A 16469-nucleotide genomic window follows, 5' to 3' on the forward strand; every position below is an offset into this window, starting at 1 on the left:
TCCCCAACGGGGATAATTATGGAGGAGCCGTATGCGATGACCCGCACGTACGGAACTGTGAGAGGCGCATGAGTAATTCATGCGCCTACTCTATTTTGTGGGGAAAAAGAGCCAATTAAAATAGTTTAAGAACAGATTTGTTATACAACAGGTTAATGTGAATAAATAACTATAGAAAAATTTTCAGAAAAATAAGAAAATAAAAGGTGAGATTAATTAATTATTATAACCAAATTTGCATTTATTGTTAATAATGAAGAGGGGACAGTGGATGAATGGGGTTAGAGGAATGGTTGAGCGAGCGGATAAGAGAAACGAAGGAAGCGGGATTGTATCGTACGGTAAAAACCATGAATACGGCGCCGAGCCCAAAGGTGGAAATTAATGGACGCAAACAATTGGTATTTTCTTCAAATAATTATTTAGGGTTAGCCAACAATGAAAGTTGTATTTATGCTGCAGAAACGATACTTCATCAGTTTGGTGTTGGTAGTAGCGGTACTGGGGCAACGACGGGTTACACAAAGTGGCATCATATGTTAGAAAATAAAATTGCTAAGTTTACAAATACTGAGGCAGCTATGTTATTTTTAGACGGATCTTTAGCAATCTTTGGAGTTATGTTATCTGTTTTAGAAAAAGGGGATGTCATTTTGTGTGATCAACTCAATCATGTTTGTGTAAATGATGCGGGAAGATTATCAGAGGCTGAAACTATTACTTATCTTCATGTTGATATGGCGGATTTGGAAGAAAAACTAAGGCACTCTCAAAATAAAGATAGGCGCTTTATAGTTACAAAAGGTGTATTTAGTATCAATGGATCGATAGCACCGCTCGATAAAATTATGTCTCTTGCAAAAAATTACAGTGCATATGTTATTGTGGACGATTCCCATGCAATCGGAGTAATAGGAGAACATGGCCGAGGTACAAGTGAGCTGTTTAATGTAAATCCAGATGTCATTATTGGCTCATTAAACAATGCATTTGGTGCTGTGGGAGGATTTGTATGTGGTTCTCGAACGTTAATTGATTTTTTAAGAAATTATGCCAAAACCTTTGTTTATCATCCTTCAATACCTCCAGCCCTTTGTGGAGCCTCTTATGCAGCTATTGAAATTTTAGAAAATAGTCGAGAAAAACGATTGCTTCTTAAGGCGAGTGCAAATTATGTAAGGAACTGTTTGGCAAATATGGGGTATTTTGTGAAGGGACAGCATTCTCCGATTATTTCAGTTATCATCGGAGATCCTCATCAAACCGAAGCATTTTCAGCAAGACTTGAGGAAGAGGGTATTTTCGCGCTGCCTGCTCCTCAACTTGCTTACAAAGGAATTGAAAGTTTAATTCGGTTAACAATCACTTCAGAACATGGTTATAGTGATATTGAATACTTATTAAATAAGTTTGAAGTGATTGGGAAGGATATGGGTATTATTTAAATGACATTGATATAATAAACAAAAACGGCTAATTCAAATTGAATTAGCCGTTTATCTTATTTTGCAAAGGTATGATCACCGATAGTTGTAACAACTTCACGAGAGCGAATCCAATCATCTGTAGCAATTTCAGGATTGTAAAAATAGACTGCCTCGTTTAAATGGTCATCACTTGTTAATGCCTCACACACTGCCTGCTTTGCTTCATCTGAGGCGGGCTTGTTGATTTCTCCATTTTGAACTGGAGAAAAAGCATAGCTTTTACCGACAACCTCAGTCACAACGCCCGTTACAGTATCAGGAAACTCAGGTGACTGAACCCGGTTTAAAACTACTTCCGCAACAGCTACTTTACCTTCATACGGTTCACCTTTTGCTTCAGCCTCAACTAAACGTGCAAATAAATCCTTCTCTTCATCTGTGATAGGCAGAGCGGGTTCGCTTTGAGCCACAATATTTTCCGGTACAGTTTTTTGCTCACCAATTATAAGTAGACGATTTTTATCATAATCATGAATTTGATCATTTGCTTTGACGGTAAGATTTTGATATCCAAATAATCCAATTGTAGCGACACAAGCTACAATGACTTTATTTAGTAAATTGTTTTTCATGTGTGGCTACCTCCTAAAAAGTTATGCTATTACAGTAACATGGAATAGTACAGGTATAACAGAACAGGTCGATTACATTTGATTATGATTTGATGACAATATTACAAATGTAGCAAAAAGGTGTCATTTAGTAATAAATATGAGATTTTTATCCCAATATCAATGAAATGGAGGATAATTTTACTAAAATACCTAAATTTGAAGAAGTAGTTTTAAACCGATGGCCAAGTTGACGCCATAGAAAACTAGAGGATTGGCTAGGGGTTAAGAATAATCGCAATTTTCTATCGCTGATGCAGGGGAAATGGGTTTAGGGGTAATGAATAAAGGTGAATCGTTACCTCTATGATGAAGAAAATGGGTTTAGGGGTAATGAATAATAGTGAATCGTTACCTCTATGGTGGAGAAAATGATCTTAGGGGTAACGAATAAGAATTAATTGTTACCCCTAGGTAGATAAATTTGGTTCAAGAGGTTACGATTAAATTCAACTTGTAAAGTCGAATACCTAAACCGACACCAAGTATCATATTAAAGCAGGTGATAACGTGTTTTTACGAAGAATTACTCTACAGCGTGAGAATATTACCACTTTAAAGCATTATCCTTTTACGATTCCTTCTCTTAAAAATCTTGATCAATTAGAATTAACGAAAAAAGTAACGTTTTTTGTTGGAGAAAATGGGACAGGAAAATCGACCTTGCTTGAGGCGATTGCTGACAAATGTGGCTTTAATACCGCAGGCGGTGGCCGTAATAATTATTACGAAGTACAATCGGCAGAATCTGCGCTTGGAGATTATATTAAACTATCATGGATGCCCAAGGTTTCAAATGGATTTTTTCTACGAGCTGAATCGTTTTACCATTTCGCTTCGCATATTGACGAAGTAAAAGCGACGGATGCGTACGGTGGGCTCTCGCTACATAAGCAATCTCATGGCGAGTCGTTCCTGTCTTTATTTTTAAATAGATTTAACGGGAATGCCATCTATTTATTAGACGAGCCAGAGGCAGCGTTATCACCACAAAGACAGCTGACGTTTTTAAAAATCATCCATGATTTAGCGGAAGAGGAAAATTGCCAATTTATTATCGCCACTCATTCTCCAATCCTGTTAGGTTATCCTGAGGCAGCCATTTATAGCTTTGACAACGATCAAATAGAAGAAATTGACTATGAGATGACCGATCATTATCAGATTACTAAATACTTTTTGGAAAATAGAGATCGATTTTTGCGTGAGATATTTAAAGACGACTAAACGAATGGAAAAAAATAACTTCAAAAAATGATATAATTATATAATAAGATTATTCATATCTTTAACTTCATGAGTGGCAGAGATTACTTAAAAAATGGAGGTAAAGTATCGTGAATATTAACAAAATTGCCATTATCGTAATGATTATTATGGTGATTCTATCATTTACTAATTTATTCGGGTTGAATATCTCCTCAGCGTGTATTTTCATTGGGATTGGATTCTTCTTTATTAATAAGGTTATTGAAAAACAGCCAACGAGTGGAAGTGGTCTTGACCTAAAGGCAACTGGGGCGAGTTTAAAGGACAGAACCATTTGGCTCTGGATCGTGATGCCCATTATTATGGACGCTGTTTGCGTTTTGATTTCAAATTTATTTTTACCACAATACATCGAGTTCGAAATCACAAGAGCAGGTTCATTTGTCCCGATTGAACTAAGTATATCTTCAGTTTTAATGTTTTTTATTTTTGCTTTAGGAGAGGAGATTGCCTGGAGAGCATTCTTCCAAAATCAATTAAGTAAAGTCCTTCCGATCATTCCTGCTCTCCTATTTTCTTCGTTATTATTTACGCTAGGGCATTTTAAGGTTGGAGATCCATTTGTAGTATCATATGGATTGTTTTTTACATTTATTAACAGTGTTTTATATGGCGTCATTTTTCACAAAACAAAAAATGCATGGGTCAGTACAATCTCTCACTTCATTGCTAATATCTTTGAGGTTACTTTATTTATATTAATCAAATAGTAAAAGAAAAAGCATGTATCATTCATTCGAATGTTCATGCTTTTTCTTGTGTAGATTTGTTTGTTTTTCCCATTTGCGATTATAAAAATTGCACCTTTTATCAAAAGGAATGAGCTCTTTTACTTTAAAAAAGAAAAATAATTTTCGGTCAGTATGGCATAAGATATTGACTCTTTTGATATGCAGAAATATAATGTAAGAAAAGTTAACATGAATATGTTAGGGGAGTTAACATGTTGCTGAGGGATGAAGTGAATCTAGCTATTAATTTTGAAATGGGTACGGAGCAATTAATAGAAGTATTAAATAGAATTAAGAGCAATAAAGAAGCTGAGATTGTTAGTATAAAAGAAAAAATTATTAAATATGAAGAAAAGCGAAGAACAGAGGATGCGATGTACCGTTCATTATCGCCGATAAAAAAGCTATTTACAAGCCGCGCTCCAAGTCATCATCAAGCCGTGGAGTATATGGTATATGTGAAGGAAAGATTTAAAAGTATTGAAAAAATCAAACGGGTAATTTCTGGGTTGAATCAGTTAATTGTTCAAATCGAGACAGAGCCTGCCCAAGCGGAGATTCTTGTATCTGGCCATTTGTTGGATGAAATAAAGTCCTTGGAAGGAAGCGGAGGTTCCCTATCATGACGATTGAGTCTTTGCAGTCAGGAATGGATACGATTTGGGTTGTGTTAACGGCAGCGATGATTATTTTAATGGAGGGTGGCTTTGCGTTACTTGAGGCTGGTTTTGTTCGTAGAAAGAACAGTGTAAATATTATTATGAAGGTGTTTGCTGACATCATCATCGGTACGCTTTGTTATTTTATCATCGGCTTTGGTCTTATGTATGGTCCTGATTTATTTGGGCTAATTGGGACAAGTGGTTTTCTGTTAAAAGGGGATTTATCCCATATCAACCTTGTGATATCTCTCGATACGTATTGGCTGTTCCAGGGAGCATTTGTTATTGCGGTTATTTCAATCATATCTGGGGCAGTAGCAGAACGGATAAATTTTCGAGCTTATTTGGTATTAGCCATTATCGTAACCGCATTCATTTATCCAATTGCTGGGCATTGGGTATGGGGTGGAGGCTGGTTAAGCCGATTGGGAATGACTGATTTTGCTGGCTCTGCGGTCATTCATGCTTTAGGTGGTTTTTCAGCATTAGCTGCAGCGATTTTAATTGGTCCAAGAAAAGGGAAATATACACCAATGGGTACAAGCTCGGTTGCATTGCCAAGTAATCTGCCGCTTGCTTCAGTTGGAGCGTTTTTATTGTGGTTTGGTTGGTTTGGCTTTAATGCCGGAAGTACGTTGCAAGCGACCGATGTAAGAATTGGTCATATTGCTATTGTTACGATGCTTTCAGCAGCATCCGGCGGTGCGGCAACGATGTTCTATACGCTGTTTCGTTATGGACGTTCCGATGCGCCATCGGTCATCAACGGATCTTTGGCTGGGCTTGTGGCGATTACAGCTGGGTGTGCTTTTGTAACTGACCTTTCCGCATTAATCATTGGAGTTGTTGCAGGCTTTTTAATGATGGCTGTAACGAATTGGTTAGAATCGATGAGAATTGATGACCCAGTCGGTGCATTTCCGGTTCATGCAGCTTCAGGAATTTGGGGGACTGTCGCATTGGGGCTATTTGCACCCGAAGGAGGTCTGCTCACAGAAGGTAACTGGCACTTATTGGGCGTTCAATTGCTTGGTCTTATCGCTTTGTGTGCCTGGGGCTTTGGATCAACGTGGTTCGTTTTAAAAATAATCAATGTGTGGATACCAATCCGTGCCACTGAGGAAGAAGAGGAGATTGGATTGGATATCAGTTATCACGGAATTATGGCTACAAATGCGTCCTCAGAATTTATCGAGCTGAAAGAAACTTTTTCTGAGATAAACATTCATAAAAAAGAATAGGTACTCTGCAGAAAAAAGCCGCTCTACGTTAAAAGTTAGAGCGGCCTTTTTGCGGACATTACTGTTTGACAGCATGGATGTAATGGATGGTTTCAAAAGCGGATAGATAATCTGTTCGATTTTTAAAAAATTGTTGATTGATTTGTGCTGGTGATAAATGCTCATAAATGAGTAACCCACATTCCTCTAACATTTGCTCTAATTCATGATATGAAAAGCAAGACTTCATCGGTTCTCCAACTGTCGCAGCCATTGTAAGCATTCTCTCCACACGGTTTGATTTTCCTTTTTCCACAAAAAGATTTTCATCAGCAAAATCAAAAACGATGGAACTTCCTTTTGGAACCATCGTAAATAGGCTCTTAAGCAAATTGACTGTTTCGGTTTTTGTTAAATAATATGAAACGCCTAAGAGGCTAAAGAAAGTCTTCGTGTTTTCGAAGCCAGCTATAGACAATTTTTGTGGGGAAAATTCATGGCTGAAATCCATTTCTACAAAATGCAGATTACTAGGAATGTCAAGAGCGGCGAGTTTTAATCTATTAAGTTTAAAGCTTTGAGTTGATGGATGATCAATCTCAAAAATATTAAGTCTATGATTTAATTCAGGATGACGGAAGCCGAAAGTATCTAAACCAGCACCAAGTATGACATATTGCTCGGCACCCAATATGATTTCATTTTGAAGTACCTTTTCGCTAAAAGCAGAACGAGATAACGATATTGGAGCGAGTTGTACCTATGTAATCCATTTTAATATTTTATTTGGTTGATTGTGAATTTGGTTCGGAAGATGATCGATAAAATACTGGGAACCTTGAATTAAATTTTCGCTGATGTTATCAAATTCCTGTTTTGATATTAATTGTTCGGCCATATCATCATTGAAAATTTTCGGATCGTCACACAGGCTGTGGTAAGCACGGCCAAAAGCCGTCATTAATGAGGTTATACTAGAATCATTTTGCTTCATTCATAATCCTCCTAAAAAACAAAAATAAGATTCCCCGGCCAGGAGAATCTTATTATATACAGGATTAATTTAATTGTAAATTATAGCACAAATAAATTTTTTGTCAATAATTTTCGCGGTCGCACGATGGCTATTTGCGAAAGGGCTTACAAAATGTACATATTTTGTTAACAATTTATGTGAAAATATTCACAAATGAGCAGTATACTAAATGACATCGAAGGGAAATGTGAAATGTTTCACAAACATTTTGCTTAAAAGCTACTAAATCTCCTAGCGATTTAGTAAACATAAATTTCAAACAAATGAGGTGGCATCAGTTATGGAAGCAACAAACAAACACAATGGCTATTTTATGATGGCGGTACTTTGGCTCGCATATGTGACATTTGCGATGAATTGGGTAGCAGGTTCATCCTTAACTCCCCAAATAACACAAACTTTTTTTGGGGGGCCAGTTGATCCTGTTATCGCCCAATTAGTTAACTATTCAATCACCACCGCTCGCGTTTTTGCTAATATACTGGCGGCGATCATCCTGATGAAACTAGGACCGAAGAAAGCTGCTGGTACTGCGATTGCCTTATTATTGATGGGACTTGTTGCGATATATCTTCCAAATTATTGGGCTTATACCGTTGCACGAATGGTGATGGCAGTTGGTGGGTCGATGGTCATCGTTTATATGAATCCAGTAGTTGCGCATTATGTCACAAATTCAAAAGTAAAGCTGCGAATCAATGCGGCAAATACTGTTTCTTACAACGTTGGAGCGTTTATTGTAGCGATTTTGTTCACGGTGTTTGCGAAACAAATGGTGGCAAATTGGCAGCTAACGTTAACGATTTTTGCATCCTTAACCATATTGGTATTCATTGCTTGGTTGTTAAAGGCTGAAAACTTTGAAACGCAATCACATTCAGATGCGACAGAGCCAGAATATGGCTATAAAGACGCGTTAAAGGATCCCTTTTTATGGCGTTACGGTTTGGCTTTTGCATCCTTTTTGACTCTATATGTGTTATCACTTGTCAGCTTTAAAGCAATTTTTGATCAATATACATTGCTGAATGGTTCCGTTACGAATTTGCTTATTTCAGGTTTTGGTATTTTAGGTACTTTTGTTGGAATTCGCATCGGAAATGGTGGTATGGAAAGCAAGCCAGTTTTGGTGATGTCTGGGGTAATGATGGTTGGAGCGTTCGCACTGGCTTTATTTTTCGCAAATAAGAATCCGCTCTTAGCGTATACATTTATTTCACTATCAGGCTTTGCGATGTTTATTCAATATCCGATTTTCTTGAATTTGCCACATGAACTCAAGGGAATGACACCGCAAAAATTAACGATTATGTTTGGATTGTTCTGGGCGATTGCTTATGCAGGCCAAACGATTGCAACAATTATCTGGAGCTTTATTTTAGGAAAATCAGGATATGTACCGGCGATGATTTTCTTTATTTCAATGGCAAGTGTATATATTTTCCTAGTTGCAACCTTCCCGGAAACAAGAGCGAAAGAAGAGGCTTTAAAAACTGGCTTCAGAAAGAGCTCGCTTGCAATTAAATTACATTTTGGGAAGTAATCAGTAATCCGCGCATCATGAATTTATCAATATAGATATCACAACTATTTAATTAAAGGAGATTACAATCATGAGAAAAGTAAATCGAGTTGTTTTAGTTGGAACAGGTGCAGTAGGCTGCAGTTACGCCTATTCATTGATAAATCAAGGAGTTGCCGAAGAATTAGTCCTGATTGATGTGAATGAATTAAAAGCAGAAGGTGAGGCAATGGATCTTAACCATGGGATTCCGTTGGCACCATCACCCATTAAAGTTTGGAAAGGGTCCTATGAGGATTGTGGCAGTGCCGATCTTGTCGTTCTTACTGCAGGGTTAGCGCAAAAGCCAGGTGAAACTAGATTACAATTGGTAGAAAAAAACAAAAATATTTTTAAGCAAATTGTTGGAAGTATTATGGCGAGTGGATTTGATGGAATCTTTCTTGTTGCCACAAACCCTGTTGATATTATTACTCACGTTACCTGGAAGGTATCAGGTCTCCCAAAAGAGCGGGTGATCGGTTCCGGAACGGTGCTGGATACAGCTAGACTTCAGTATGAAATTGGAAGTTACTTTAATGTAGATCCAAGAAATGTTAACGCGTATATTCTGGGAGAGCATGGTGATACTGAGTTTCCTGTTTGGAGTCATGCAACGATTGGTGTTAAACGGATTGATGACTACTTTGAGGAAAATAGCGAATTGAAGACAGAAGTGTTTGAGCAAATTCATGCTAATGTCCGTGATGCAGCTTATCACATCATTCAACGAAAAGGTGCAACTTATTACGCAATCGGTATGGCGCTTGTTCGAATTACAAAAGCAATCTTACACAATGAAAATTGTATTCTTCCAGTTTCAACCCTGTTAGAAGGGGAATATGGTCATCACGATGTATTCATCGGTGTTCCGGCAGTAGTGAATCGCGACGGCGTTCGAGAGGTTATAGAAATCAACCTAAATGAAGCAGAAAAGGCTCAATTCGACCACTCCGTCGCAGTCCTAAAAGCAATCATGAACCCAGAAAAAGTCGAAATCTAAATAAGTGCCTAAAAAGGTGCCTGGCACCACCCGAATTTTGTCGAAAGAAATCCCCCTTTTGAAATAATAGGGGGATTTCTTAATCTTTAGCGGTTTTTCTTTAAATCATCGGCTTGTTTTCGCCCTACGAAGAAGATTTCATTTGGTTCAGCGAGAGCTTGTTTTCCTGTAATTTGGTCGGGAACAAGGCAGTAAACAACCGTTTTGCTATTCAAAGATGAACGATATTGTTCAACAAATCTTGGTGCAAGGCTTTTCTCAAAATAGCCAGGAACAAATTTATCTAGCATACCTTGCAAAGCTCTCGTTGCTTCACCAATATCCTCAATCATCTTGATTTGTCCAAATACCATTACACTCGTATAACTTGTTCCAATATCGGAAGGGAGCGGATGGGCGACCGTCCCTAAATCTTCAGACACTGTAAAGCAAACTCGGCTGCTAGTTTTCAGTGCATCTGTTTTTCGTCCTTCATCACTTGAATGAAAAAAAATCATTTGGTCCTTCCAGACATAATTTAATGGCACAACATAGGTCCCTTCTTCATCACTCAATCCTAAATAACCAATCTTTGCCCTCATGAGCAAATCATTTATTTTTTGTTCATCATTTAAAGTATTTGAAGTACGTCTAATTTCTCTATATTTCATTCATGAACCTTCTCCCGTAATGTTATTTTTTAAAAACTTAATAAGGTTCAATTCTAGGAAATCGCCCTTTTTCCTGCAAACAAAGGCTGTCTTGTACATTATTTTATTTTTGTTAACCAATTGACATAAACGGTTAACAAATTTATATTAAAATGGCGATGGTATTTCGATATTTGTTTACATAACATTATTATTTTCATAAAAAAAAGATTTGGAGGGAGGAAGCATGCTAGATAAGCATCTGTTTAGTGTGAGAATGAGAGCTTCAAAGAATGGTTCACACGAACAAGGAGGGAAGCACATCTCTGGTGGTGAAATGATTTCTGCATATTGCGATCTTCAGCAAGCTATCAAAATATTGTCTGAAAAAGCGTTAATCCACACCAGAGGAAAACCGGATTTCATGCAAATACAACTTGAAGCCATTCATGAGTCAATAACATACATAAATCCACTTACAATCACCACTAATGAAGTCAGAACTGTTGAACAGGGTCAGAAGCTTGCCCAGGAATTGTTATTGTCAGCGGGTGTTTCTCATCATTCCATTGAGAGTGCCTATCGTGAAATGACCGAATATTCAGGGATTAGAGGTGCGCTTGTCATCGATTATCAAACTGGAGAAAGATTGGATGAAAGACGTGACCGAGGGATAAGGGTTTCCAGAATGGATTGGGTAGAGGATAATTTCGCGATTTGGGCTGCGGTAAATCATATCTCAATGAACGCCAGATTAAAAGAGGCACTTGCACTTGCATCGAAAGTCACCGCACATCCTGCGACGGTTGCCGAGTTATGCTGGTCCGATGATCCAGAGTATGTTACTGGCTATGTGGCAAGCAAAAATTTTGGCTACCAACGTATTACAAAATTAAAGGAATTGGGGGACGAACAAGGCTGCCGTATCTTTTTTGTCGATCGTCAAAGAGAAGAAGATTCATATTTTCATTACTTGGAAAAGCAGCCTGTTTTTGTTCATTGGAAGAATGAGTAATCTTTCGTCGCTAGTTTTGATTTTTTTAACGAGGGGATAGAGTTTGCATGGAAATTGAATTAGATAGTTGGTTAAAGGAAAGATTACATCAAACAATTGATTCAGGCCTGTACCGAACCTTACGAACGATGACTAGTGCTCCTGGACCGCAAATGGTTGTAGAGGACCTGAGGCAATTAGTATTTTCGTCAAATAATTATTTAGGATTAGCTAATGACCAAAGATTGATCTATGCAGCGGAGGAAATCCTTTATGAATTTGGTGTAGGTAGTAGTGGCTCTCGATTAACGACAGGTCATACTAGATGGCATCAAAAGCTCGAGCAACAAATTGCCCAATTTAAGCAAACAGAGGCTGCACTACTGTTTTCATCTGGATATTTAGCAAACGTCGGAGTTTTATCTGCGATTCCCGAAAAAGGCGATGTAATCTTAAGCGACCGCTTAAATCATGCCAGTCTTATCGATGGATGTCGTTTATCTGGGGCGGAAACTGTTGTTTATGAGCATGTTGACATGAGCGACCTGGAAGAAAAACTACACGCGGCTCAAACGTATCAACATCGTTTCATTGTCACAGATGGTGTGTTTAGTATGGACGGAAATATTGCACCGCTTGACCAAATCATGAAGCTTGCCAAAAGATATAATGCTTTTGTGATTGTTGATGATGCTCATGCAACGGGTGTTCTTGGGGAGCATGGACGAGGAACAAGTGAACATTTCAACGTTCAACCTGATATAGTCATTGGAACTTTAAGTAAAGCAGTTGGGACGGAAGGCGGTTTTGTTTGCGGATCCCAAGTGTTGATTGATTTTCTTAAGAATCACGCCAGAACATTTATTTTCCAGACTGCGATTCCAGCTGCTATTTGTGCTGCTTCGTATGTGGCGTTTGAGATTATGGAGCATGATCAAGACCGACGTCAGCAATTACTAGCGAAGGCAGAAAATATTAGATCGGGTTTGCAGGAAATGGGTTTTACTATAAAAGGTGAGGGTACACCAATTATTCCAGTAATCATTGGCGATCCATACTCTGCTGCGAGTTTTGCAAATAAGCTACAGAATGAAGGGGTTTTTGCGCCAGCAATTCGCCCACCAACAGTCGAATGGGCAGAAAGCAGGATTCGCTTGACCGTGACTAGTGAGCATCATGCATCAGATATTGAGTATCTTTTGGCGACTTTTTATAAAATTGGAAAGGAACTGAAGATAATATAGTTTTTTAGGAATATAAATGGTTTGGTGAAGGTTAGACGTCCGAAAAACCGCAAGACGAAAGTGGAATTTATAATAACAAATTAGAGGTTAAACAAATGAAAACTAAACAAATTTCGAAAAAAAACCAGGACCTATTACTGTCAGCTCCTGAATTCTTAAAGAATCCATATCCATTTTACGAAGAAATGCGCTCAGCCAACCCAATCTTGAAAATGAGTGCTTATAAATACTCAGGTTGGTATGTAACGGGGTATGATGAGGCGGTTACTATTTTAAAAAATAATAAATTTCAAAATAGAACACCACTGCCACCGACTACAAGAAAATATGAAGAGTTAAAAACCATTCAAGACAATATGCTGGTGTTTAAAAACCAACAGGATCATAAAAGATTGAGAATGTTAATGAGTAAAGGATTTACCCCGAATGTAATCGATGGGATTCGTCCGTATATGGAAAAAATTGCTCTTGAACTGCTCACTCAAGCAAAAGTTGCGAAACAAATGGATGTTGTTTCGGATTTTGCCTTCTCTTTAGCAAGTCATGTTATTGCAAAACTTTTGGGCGTGCCAAAAGAAGATCGGAATCTTTTTCGGGAATGGACGATCGAGCTTATTCCAACGATTGATTTCACTAGGTCAAGAATGGTTCTAGCGAATGGAAACGATGTAATTAAGGATTTTATGATGTATTTTAAGGGCTTAATCAACAATCGCAGGCAACAACCTCAGCAAGATTTTATCAGTCAGCTTATAAAGGATGAGCAAGAAGGGGATAGGCTATCGGAAGATGAATTGCTAGCAGCCTGTATTTTGCTTGTCATTGCAGGACACGAGACCACTGTTAATCTTATCAGTAATACGATTCTGACTTTGAAAAATAATCCTGAACAGCTTGTCCTGCTAAGGGAAAATCCTGATTTGATTGAACCGGCAATCGATGAGGTTTTGCGGTATGAGAGTCCAACCCAATTAACAGCAAGGGTTGCAGCAGAGCGGGTGGAAGTGGCCGGAGTTACGATTGAACAAGGTGAGCAAGTGTACATTATGCTAGGAGCAGCAAACAGAGACCCTAAACAATTTAAAAATCCTGCTCAATTTGATATTACGCGCAGTCCCAACCCTCATCTTGCGTTTGGGTCTGGTTCACATTTTTGCTTAGGTGCCTCATTAGCTCGGTTAGAAGCCCAAGTAGCACTTCAAACATTCCTAGAAAGCGTTGAATGTTTCGAGGTTGATTCGGAGGGAGTTCAATGGCGAAAATTGGTCGGCTTTAGAGCTCTCGAAACACTCCCAATCATATTGGAATGTGAAAAGTGACTCTGCAAAAGTGGGAAATGGCCTATTTCATGTTTTTACCTCATTACATGATAATAGGCCATATCCTATATCGTGAAACACCCCCTGTGAAACAAGAAAATTCGGGTGGTGCCTGTCACCTTTATTTGTCACCTTTAATGTGTCATCTTTATTGGTCGGCGAATTTCCACCATAATATTGTTCCTGTAAATCCGAGCAAGCCTGTGAAAAAGACAATCAGATAACTGACGGAGCCAATTGGTTCACTCTCGGGGTCAGCAATTTGACTGTAAAGCGCAGGAATCGACCATGGAAAATAATAACCATGACCCGCTGCCGCAATGACTTGAGCAAATACTAGAGTAATAACAACAAAACCAAGTGGTGCCAGATAGCCACGACCATAGCTTGCAAAGAAAGCAACAGGATAGCTTAGGACAATTGTTAACAAAGCAGAGACCACGAACTTAGAAAATCCAGTTCGGGTGATTTCAGCAGAACCATTTGGTAATTCTATAATGGAACCAATAACAAACCCGAGTCCAAAAACAAAAAGCGAGAGTAGCACACACCAAAGGGATGCAGCGATAAATTTGCTTAAAACAATCGAGGGCCTGGAAATGGACATGGCGAGGAGGTCCTTATAGGTTCGGTCAGAATATTCTCGGCCAAAGACCCAGCTAAAGATAAATCCAAATACCAATATTCCACCGACTGCGATTGCCTGAGATAACAAACCAAAGTAGGATGGCCAACTGGCTTCCCCAACTAATTGAGCTTTTGCACCTAATAGACCTGTTGATTTGGCAAATTCCGGATTCTTTAACACAAACATAAAAAATCCACCCATTAATGGAATAAGCATTAATGCTGCAAAAGTAATGGAGAGAATTTTAGACTTTCGGATTTTTAGTATTTCACCATATAAAGAAGCAAATAGCGGTTTCATTACACATTTGCTCCTTTCAGGCCAATGATTCTTAGAAAATAAGATTCTAAATCTTCTTCTTCCATTAAAAGCATAGACGGAGGCAGTCCTGCTTCGACCATGATTTTAGCAATTTTTTCCGGGTGAACAATAGCTCTATCATCAGTAACTTGTAAGGCTCCCGAAACAGTAAAACTTGCACGATAATTAGCATTGGCTAAAATGCTTCTTGCTAAATGATTATCGCTAGCATTAATCAATAGACGCTTCGTTAATAGCTGCTCTAATTCATGGGTTGTAACCTCTTGAATTAGACTTCCGTTGTGGATGATCCCAATTTTTGACGCCAATTTGGCAATTTCGCTTAAAATATGACTGGAAATAAAGATGGTTGTCCCGTGATTATAAGCAAGATTCTGGAGCAGCTCACGAATTTCAACAATCCCAGCTGGGTCTAATCCGTTTGCTGGCTCATCAAGAATAAGAATGTCTGGTTGATGGATGAGAGCTTTTGCAATTCCAAGGCGCTGCCCATTACCTAGTGATAGGTGTTTTGCTTTCTTATATTGGTAAGGAGTCAATTTAAGTTGGTCCATGACCCGAAGCACAGCTTGATTATCCTTGAGTTGCCGGAGACGGCATACCAATTCTAGGTTTTCCTTTACGGTAAGCTCGGGATAAGAGGCCGGGGTTTCCACCATATAGCCAACGCTTTCCCAAAGTTTATTTTCTTTATAGCTCACCTTTTTACCATTCAAATAACATGCTCCTGATGTCGGACGAATCATTCCAAGAAGCATCCGAATGGTTGTCGTTTTTCCAGCACCGTTCAATCCTAGGAAACCATATATTTCTCCCTTTTTTACATTTACCGTCACATCATTCACTGCGAGAAAACTCTTGAATCGTTTCGTAAGCCTAGTTGTGACAATTACATCCGTCATGTTAAGTCCTCCTTAATCACCATACCATCTACGATAAGATTAATTAGAAACTCTAAAGTTTGATGATAGACCGCAACACCGATTTGTTCCTTGTGCAAGGTTAAGAGGAACAGGGAGCGGAATATCCCTGCAATAACATCTGGGTTTTTTTGTAAAATAATTCCTTCGTTTTGCCATTTATGAATAAGTGGTAAAAGCGAATCAGAATCCTTTTGAAAGTGCTCCTCCAATGCTTCTTTCGGAAGCTTTCGTAAAATTGCCTCCATATTATTATCCAAATAGATTTGGCGAATAAAGACATTCTCTTCAACGAGCTGAATGGCTTGATGGAGAAGATCTTTTAAAGCTTTCTTTGGAGATTGGGCTTTTGTAAGATTCGAATCAATAAAATGCTCTTTAATTTTCTGTTCTTCTTGCTCTAAAATCGCAAAATATAATGCTTCTTTTGAACTGTAAAAAATATAAAATGAACCTTGTGCAATACCAACAGCACTTGTAATATCCTTGATACTGGTTTTTTTAAGTCCATAACTACTGAAAAGTTTGCGTCCTTCGGTCAATATCATTTCATTAATTTTCTGTTTTTCGTTTTCGTTAAAACCCTTTGGCATGTTGGATAAACACCTCTTTTGTGAACATATGAATAATTATTATTTTTATTCACAGAAATTATATCTTAATTTTAATAAAATAAGAAGGATTTGGGCTTTGTATTAAGAAAGTTTATAAAAATGGCTCATGGTTGATTCACGCTACCGGAGCCATTTTTTTGGTTAGGTGAAGTTGATATATAACAAACAAAATATCAAGTATTACTATTTTTCTTTTTGAACAGTATAATCAGGGATGGGA

Annotated in this window: 15 protein-coding genes and 1 pseudogene; 10 read left to right on the forward strand and 6 right to left on the reverse strand. The window is 38.2% G+C overall.

The genetic code is table 11. The features are described 5' to 3' along the window. Positions 1 to 374 precede the first annotated feature (374 nt). On the forward strand, positions 375 to 1445 hold the full coding sequence (locus HHO41_RS15540) for an aminotransferase class I/II-fold pyridoxal phosphate-dependent enzyme (protein ID WP_348981294.1): 1071 nt from the start codon (positions 375 to 377) through the stop codon (positions 1443 to 1445). A gap of 56 nt (positions 1446 to 1501) precedes the next feature. On the opposite strand, the gene HHO41_RS15545 is transcribed toward HHO41_RS15540, so the two are convergent. Beyond that, positions 1502 to 2059 carry a cell wall hydrolase gene (locus HHO41_RS15545; protein WP_169100270.1) on the reverse strand — a complete coding sequence of 186 codons (558 nt, stop codon included), beginning with the start codon at positions 2057 to 2059 and terminating at the stop codon, positions 1502 to 1504. A gap of 549 nt (positions 2060 to 2608) precedes the next feature. Between HHO41_RS15545 and HHO41_RS15550 the strand changes: the two genes are divergently transcribed. The 4 genes from HHO41_RS15550 (at position 2609) to HHO41_RS15565 (ending at position 6001) form a co-directional block, all read left to right on the forward strand. Then, complete coding sequence (locus tag HHO41_RS15550) at positions 2609 to 3325, forward strand: AAA family ATPase (RefSeq protein WP_169100272.1); 717 nt, start codon at positions 2609 to 2611, stop codon at positions 3323 to 3325. Positions 3326 to 3435: 110 nt separating this feature from the next. Next, entirely contained in the window at positions 3436 to 4077 is a 642-nt protein-coding gene (locus HHO41_RS22750; RefSeq protein ID WP_169100274.1) for a CPBP family glutamic-type intramembrane protease, read from the forward strand. Between the two features lie 233 nt (positions 4078 to 4310). Continuing rightward, positions 4311 to 4724: a hypothetical protein gene (locus HHO41_RS15560; RefSeq protein WP_169100276.1), complete on the forward strand. Its 414-nt coding sequence runs from the start codon at positions 4311 to 4313 to the stop codon at positions 4722 to 4724. Further along, positions 4721 to 6001 (forward strand): ammonium transporter, encoded by a 1281-nt coding sequence (locus HHO41_RS15565; protein WP_169100278.1) that lies wholly within the window; start codon positions 4721 to 4723, stop codon positions 5999 to 6001. Before HHO41_RS15560 ends, HHO41_RS15565 begins: the two co-directional genes overlap by 4 nt. A gap of 58 nt (positions 6002 to 6059) precedes the next feature. Here HHO41_RS15565 and HHO41_RS15570 read toward each other — a convergent pair. Further along, positions 6060 to 6974 (reverse strand): annotated as a pseudogene (locus HHO41_RS15570) (class I SAM-dependent methyltransferase). 322 nt (positions 6975 to 7296) lie between these two features. On the opposite strand from HHO41_RS15570, the gene HHO41_RS15575 reads away from it, so the two are divergent. Beyond that, the gene (locus HHO41_RS15575) at positions 7297 to 8559 is read left to right on the forward strand and encodes an MFS transporter (protein WP_169100280.1); all 1263 of its coding nucleotides are present in this window, start codon (positions 7297 to 7299) and stop codon (positions 8557 to 8559) included. Between the two features lie 70 nt (positions 8560 to 8629). Further along, the gene (locus HHO41_RS15580; protein ID WP_169100282.1) at positions 8630 to 9580 is read left to right on the forward strand and encodes an L-lactate dehydrogenase; all 951 of its coding nucleotides are present in this window, start codon (positions 8630 to 8632) and stop codon (positions 9578 to 9580) included. A gap of 86 nt (positions 9581 to 9666) precedes the next feature. Here the strand turns inward: HHO41_RS15580 and HHO41_RS15585 are convergent, their stop codons facing one another. Beyond that, positions 9667 to 10230, reverse strand: coding sequence for a pyridoxamine 5'-phosphate oxidase family protein (locus HHO41_RS15585; RefSeq protein WP_169100302.1), 564 nt, complete (start codon positions 10228 to 10230; stop codon positions 9667 to 9669). 226 nt (positions 10231 to 10456) lie between these two features. On the opposite strand from HHO41_RS15585, the gene bioW reads away from it, so the two are divergent. From bioW to HHO41_RS15600, 3 genes are all read left to right on the forward strand, one after another. Further along, on the forward strand, positions 10457 to 11224 hold the full coding sequence (gene bioW / locus HHO41_RS15590; protein ID WP_169100304.1) for a 6-carboxyhexanoate--CoA ligase: 768 nt from the start codon (positions 10457 to 10459) through the stop codon (positions 11222 to 11224). Positions 11225 to 11277: 53 nt separating this feature from the next. Next, positions 11278 to 12447, forward strand: a complete 1170-nt coding sequence (gene bioF, locus HHO41_RS15595) for an 8-amino-7-oxononanoate synthase (protein ID WP_169100434.1) — start codon at positions 11278 to 11280, stop codon at positions 12445 to 12447. Between the two features lie 95 nt (positions 12448 to 12542). Next, on the forward strand, positions 12543 to 13766 hold the full coding sequence (locus HHO41_RS15600; protein ID WP_169100306.1) for a cytochrome P450: 1224 nt from the start codon (positions 12543 to 12545) through the stop codon (positions 13764 to 13766). Positions 13767 to 13914: 148 nt separating this feature from the next. Here HHO41_RS15600 and HHO41_RS15605 read toward each other — a convergent pair whose 3' ends face one another. The 3 genes from HHO41_RS15605 to HHO41_RS15615 are packed head-to-tail and all read right to left on the reverse strand — an operon-like array spanning position 13915 to position 16228. Beyond that, positions 13915 to 14694 carry an ABC transporter permease gene (locus HHO41_RS15605; RefSeq protein WP_169100308.1) on the reverse strand — a complete coding sequence of 260 codons (780 nt, stop codon included), beginning with the start codon at positions 14692 to 14694 and terminating at the stop codon, positions 13915 to 13917. Then, positions 14694 to 15617 carry an ABC transporter ATP-binding protein gene (locus tag HHO41_RS15610; RefSeq protein ID WP_169100310.1) on the reverse strand — a complete coding sequence of 308 codons (924 nt, stop codon included), beginning with the start codon at positions 15615 to 15617 and terminating at the stop codon, positions 14694 to 14696. Before HHO41_RS15610 ends, HHO41_RS15605 begins: the two co-directional genes overlap by 1 nt. After that, on the reverse strand, positions 15614 to 16228 hold the full coding sequence (locus tag HHO41_RS15615) for a TetR/AcrR family transcriptional regulator (RefSeq protein WP_169100312.1): 615 nt from the start codon (positions 16226 to 16228) through the stop codon (positions 15614 to 15616). Before HHO41_RS15615 ends, HHO41_RS15610 begins: the two co-directional genes overlap by 4 nt. Positions 16229 to 16469 lie beyond the last annotated feature (241 nt).

The organism is Bacillus sp. DNRA2, from assembly GCF_012843265.1.
In the GTDB taxonomy this organism is placed as follows: Bacteria; Bacillota; Bacilli; order Bacillales; family Cytobacillaceae; genus Bacillus_BU.

What these genes read in the sequence shown, in the direction of transcription:
- HHO41_RS15545 (WP_169100270.1), bottom strand. Translation starts at nt 2,059, where the DNA reads ATGAAAAACAATTTACTAAATAAAGTCATTGTAGCTTGTGTCGCTACA.
- HHO41_RS15560 (WP_169100276.1), top strand. Translation starts at nt 4,311, where the DNA reads ATGTTGCTGAGGGATGAAGTGAATCTAGCTATTAATTTTGAAATGGGT.
- HHO41_RS15565 (WP_169100278.1), top strand. Translation starts at nt 4,721, where the DNA reads ATGACGATTGAGTCTTTGCAGTCAGGAATGGATACGATTTGGGTTGTG.
- HHO41_RS15575 (WP_169100280.1), top strand. Translation starts at nt 7,297, where the DNA reads ATGGAAGCAACAAACAAACACAATGGCTATTTTATGATGGCGGTACTT.
- HHO41_RS15580 (WP_169100282.1), top strand. Translation starts at nt 8,630, where the DNA reads ATGAGAAAAGTAAATCGAGTTGTTTTAGTTGGAACAGGTGCAGTAGGC.
- HHO41_RS15585 (WP_169100302.1), bottom strand. Translation starts at nt 10,230, where the DNA reads ATGAAATATAGAGAAATTAGACGTACTTCAAATACTTTAAATGATGAA.
- bioW (WP_169100304.1), top strand. Translation starts at nt 10,457, where the DNA reads ATGCTAGATAAGCATCTGTTTAGTGTGAGAATGAGAGCTTCAAAGAAT.
- HHO41_RS15600 (WP_169100306.1), top strand. Translation starts at nt 12,543, where the DNA reads ATGAAAACTAAACAAATTTCGAAAAAAAACCAGGACCTATTACTGTCA.
- HHO41_RS15605 (WP_169100308.1), bottom strand. Translation starts at nt 14,694, where the DNA reads ATGAAACCGCTATTTGCTTCTTTATATGGTGAAATACTAAAAATCCGA.
- HHO41_RS15610 (WP_169100310.1), bottom strand. Translation starts at nt 15,617, where the DNA reads ATGACGGATGTAATTGTCACAACTAGGCTTACGAAACGATTCAAGAGT.
- HHO41_RS15615 (WP_169100312.1), bottom strand. Translation starts at nt 16,228, where the DNA reads ATGCCAAAGGGTTTTAACGAAAACGAAAAACAGAAAATTAATGAAATG.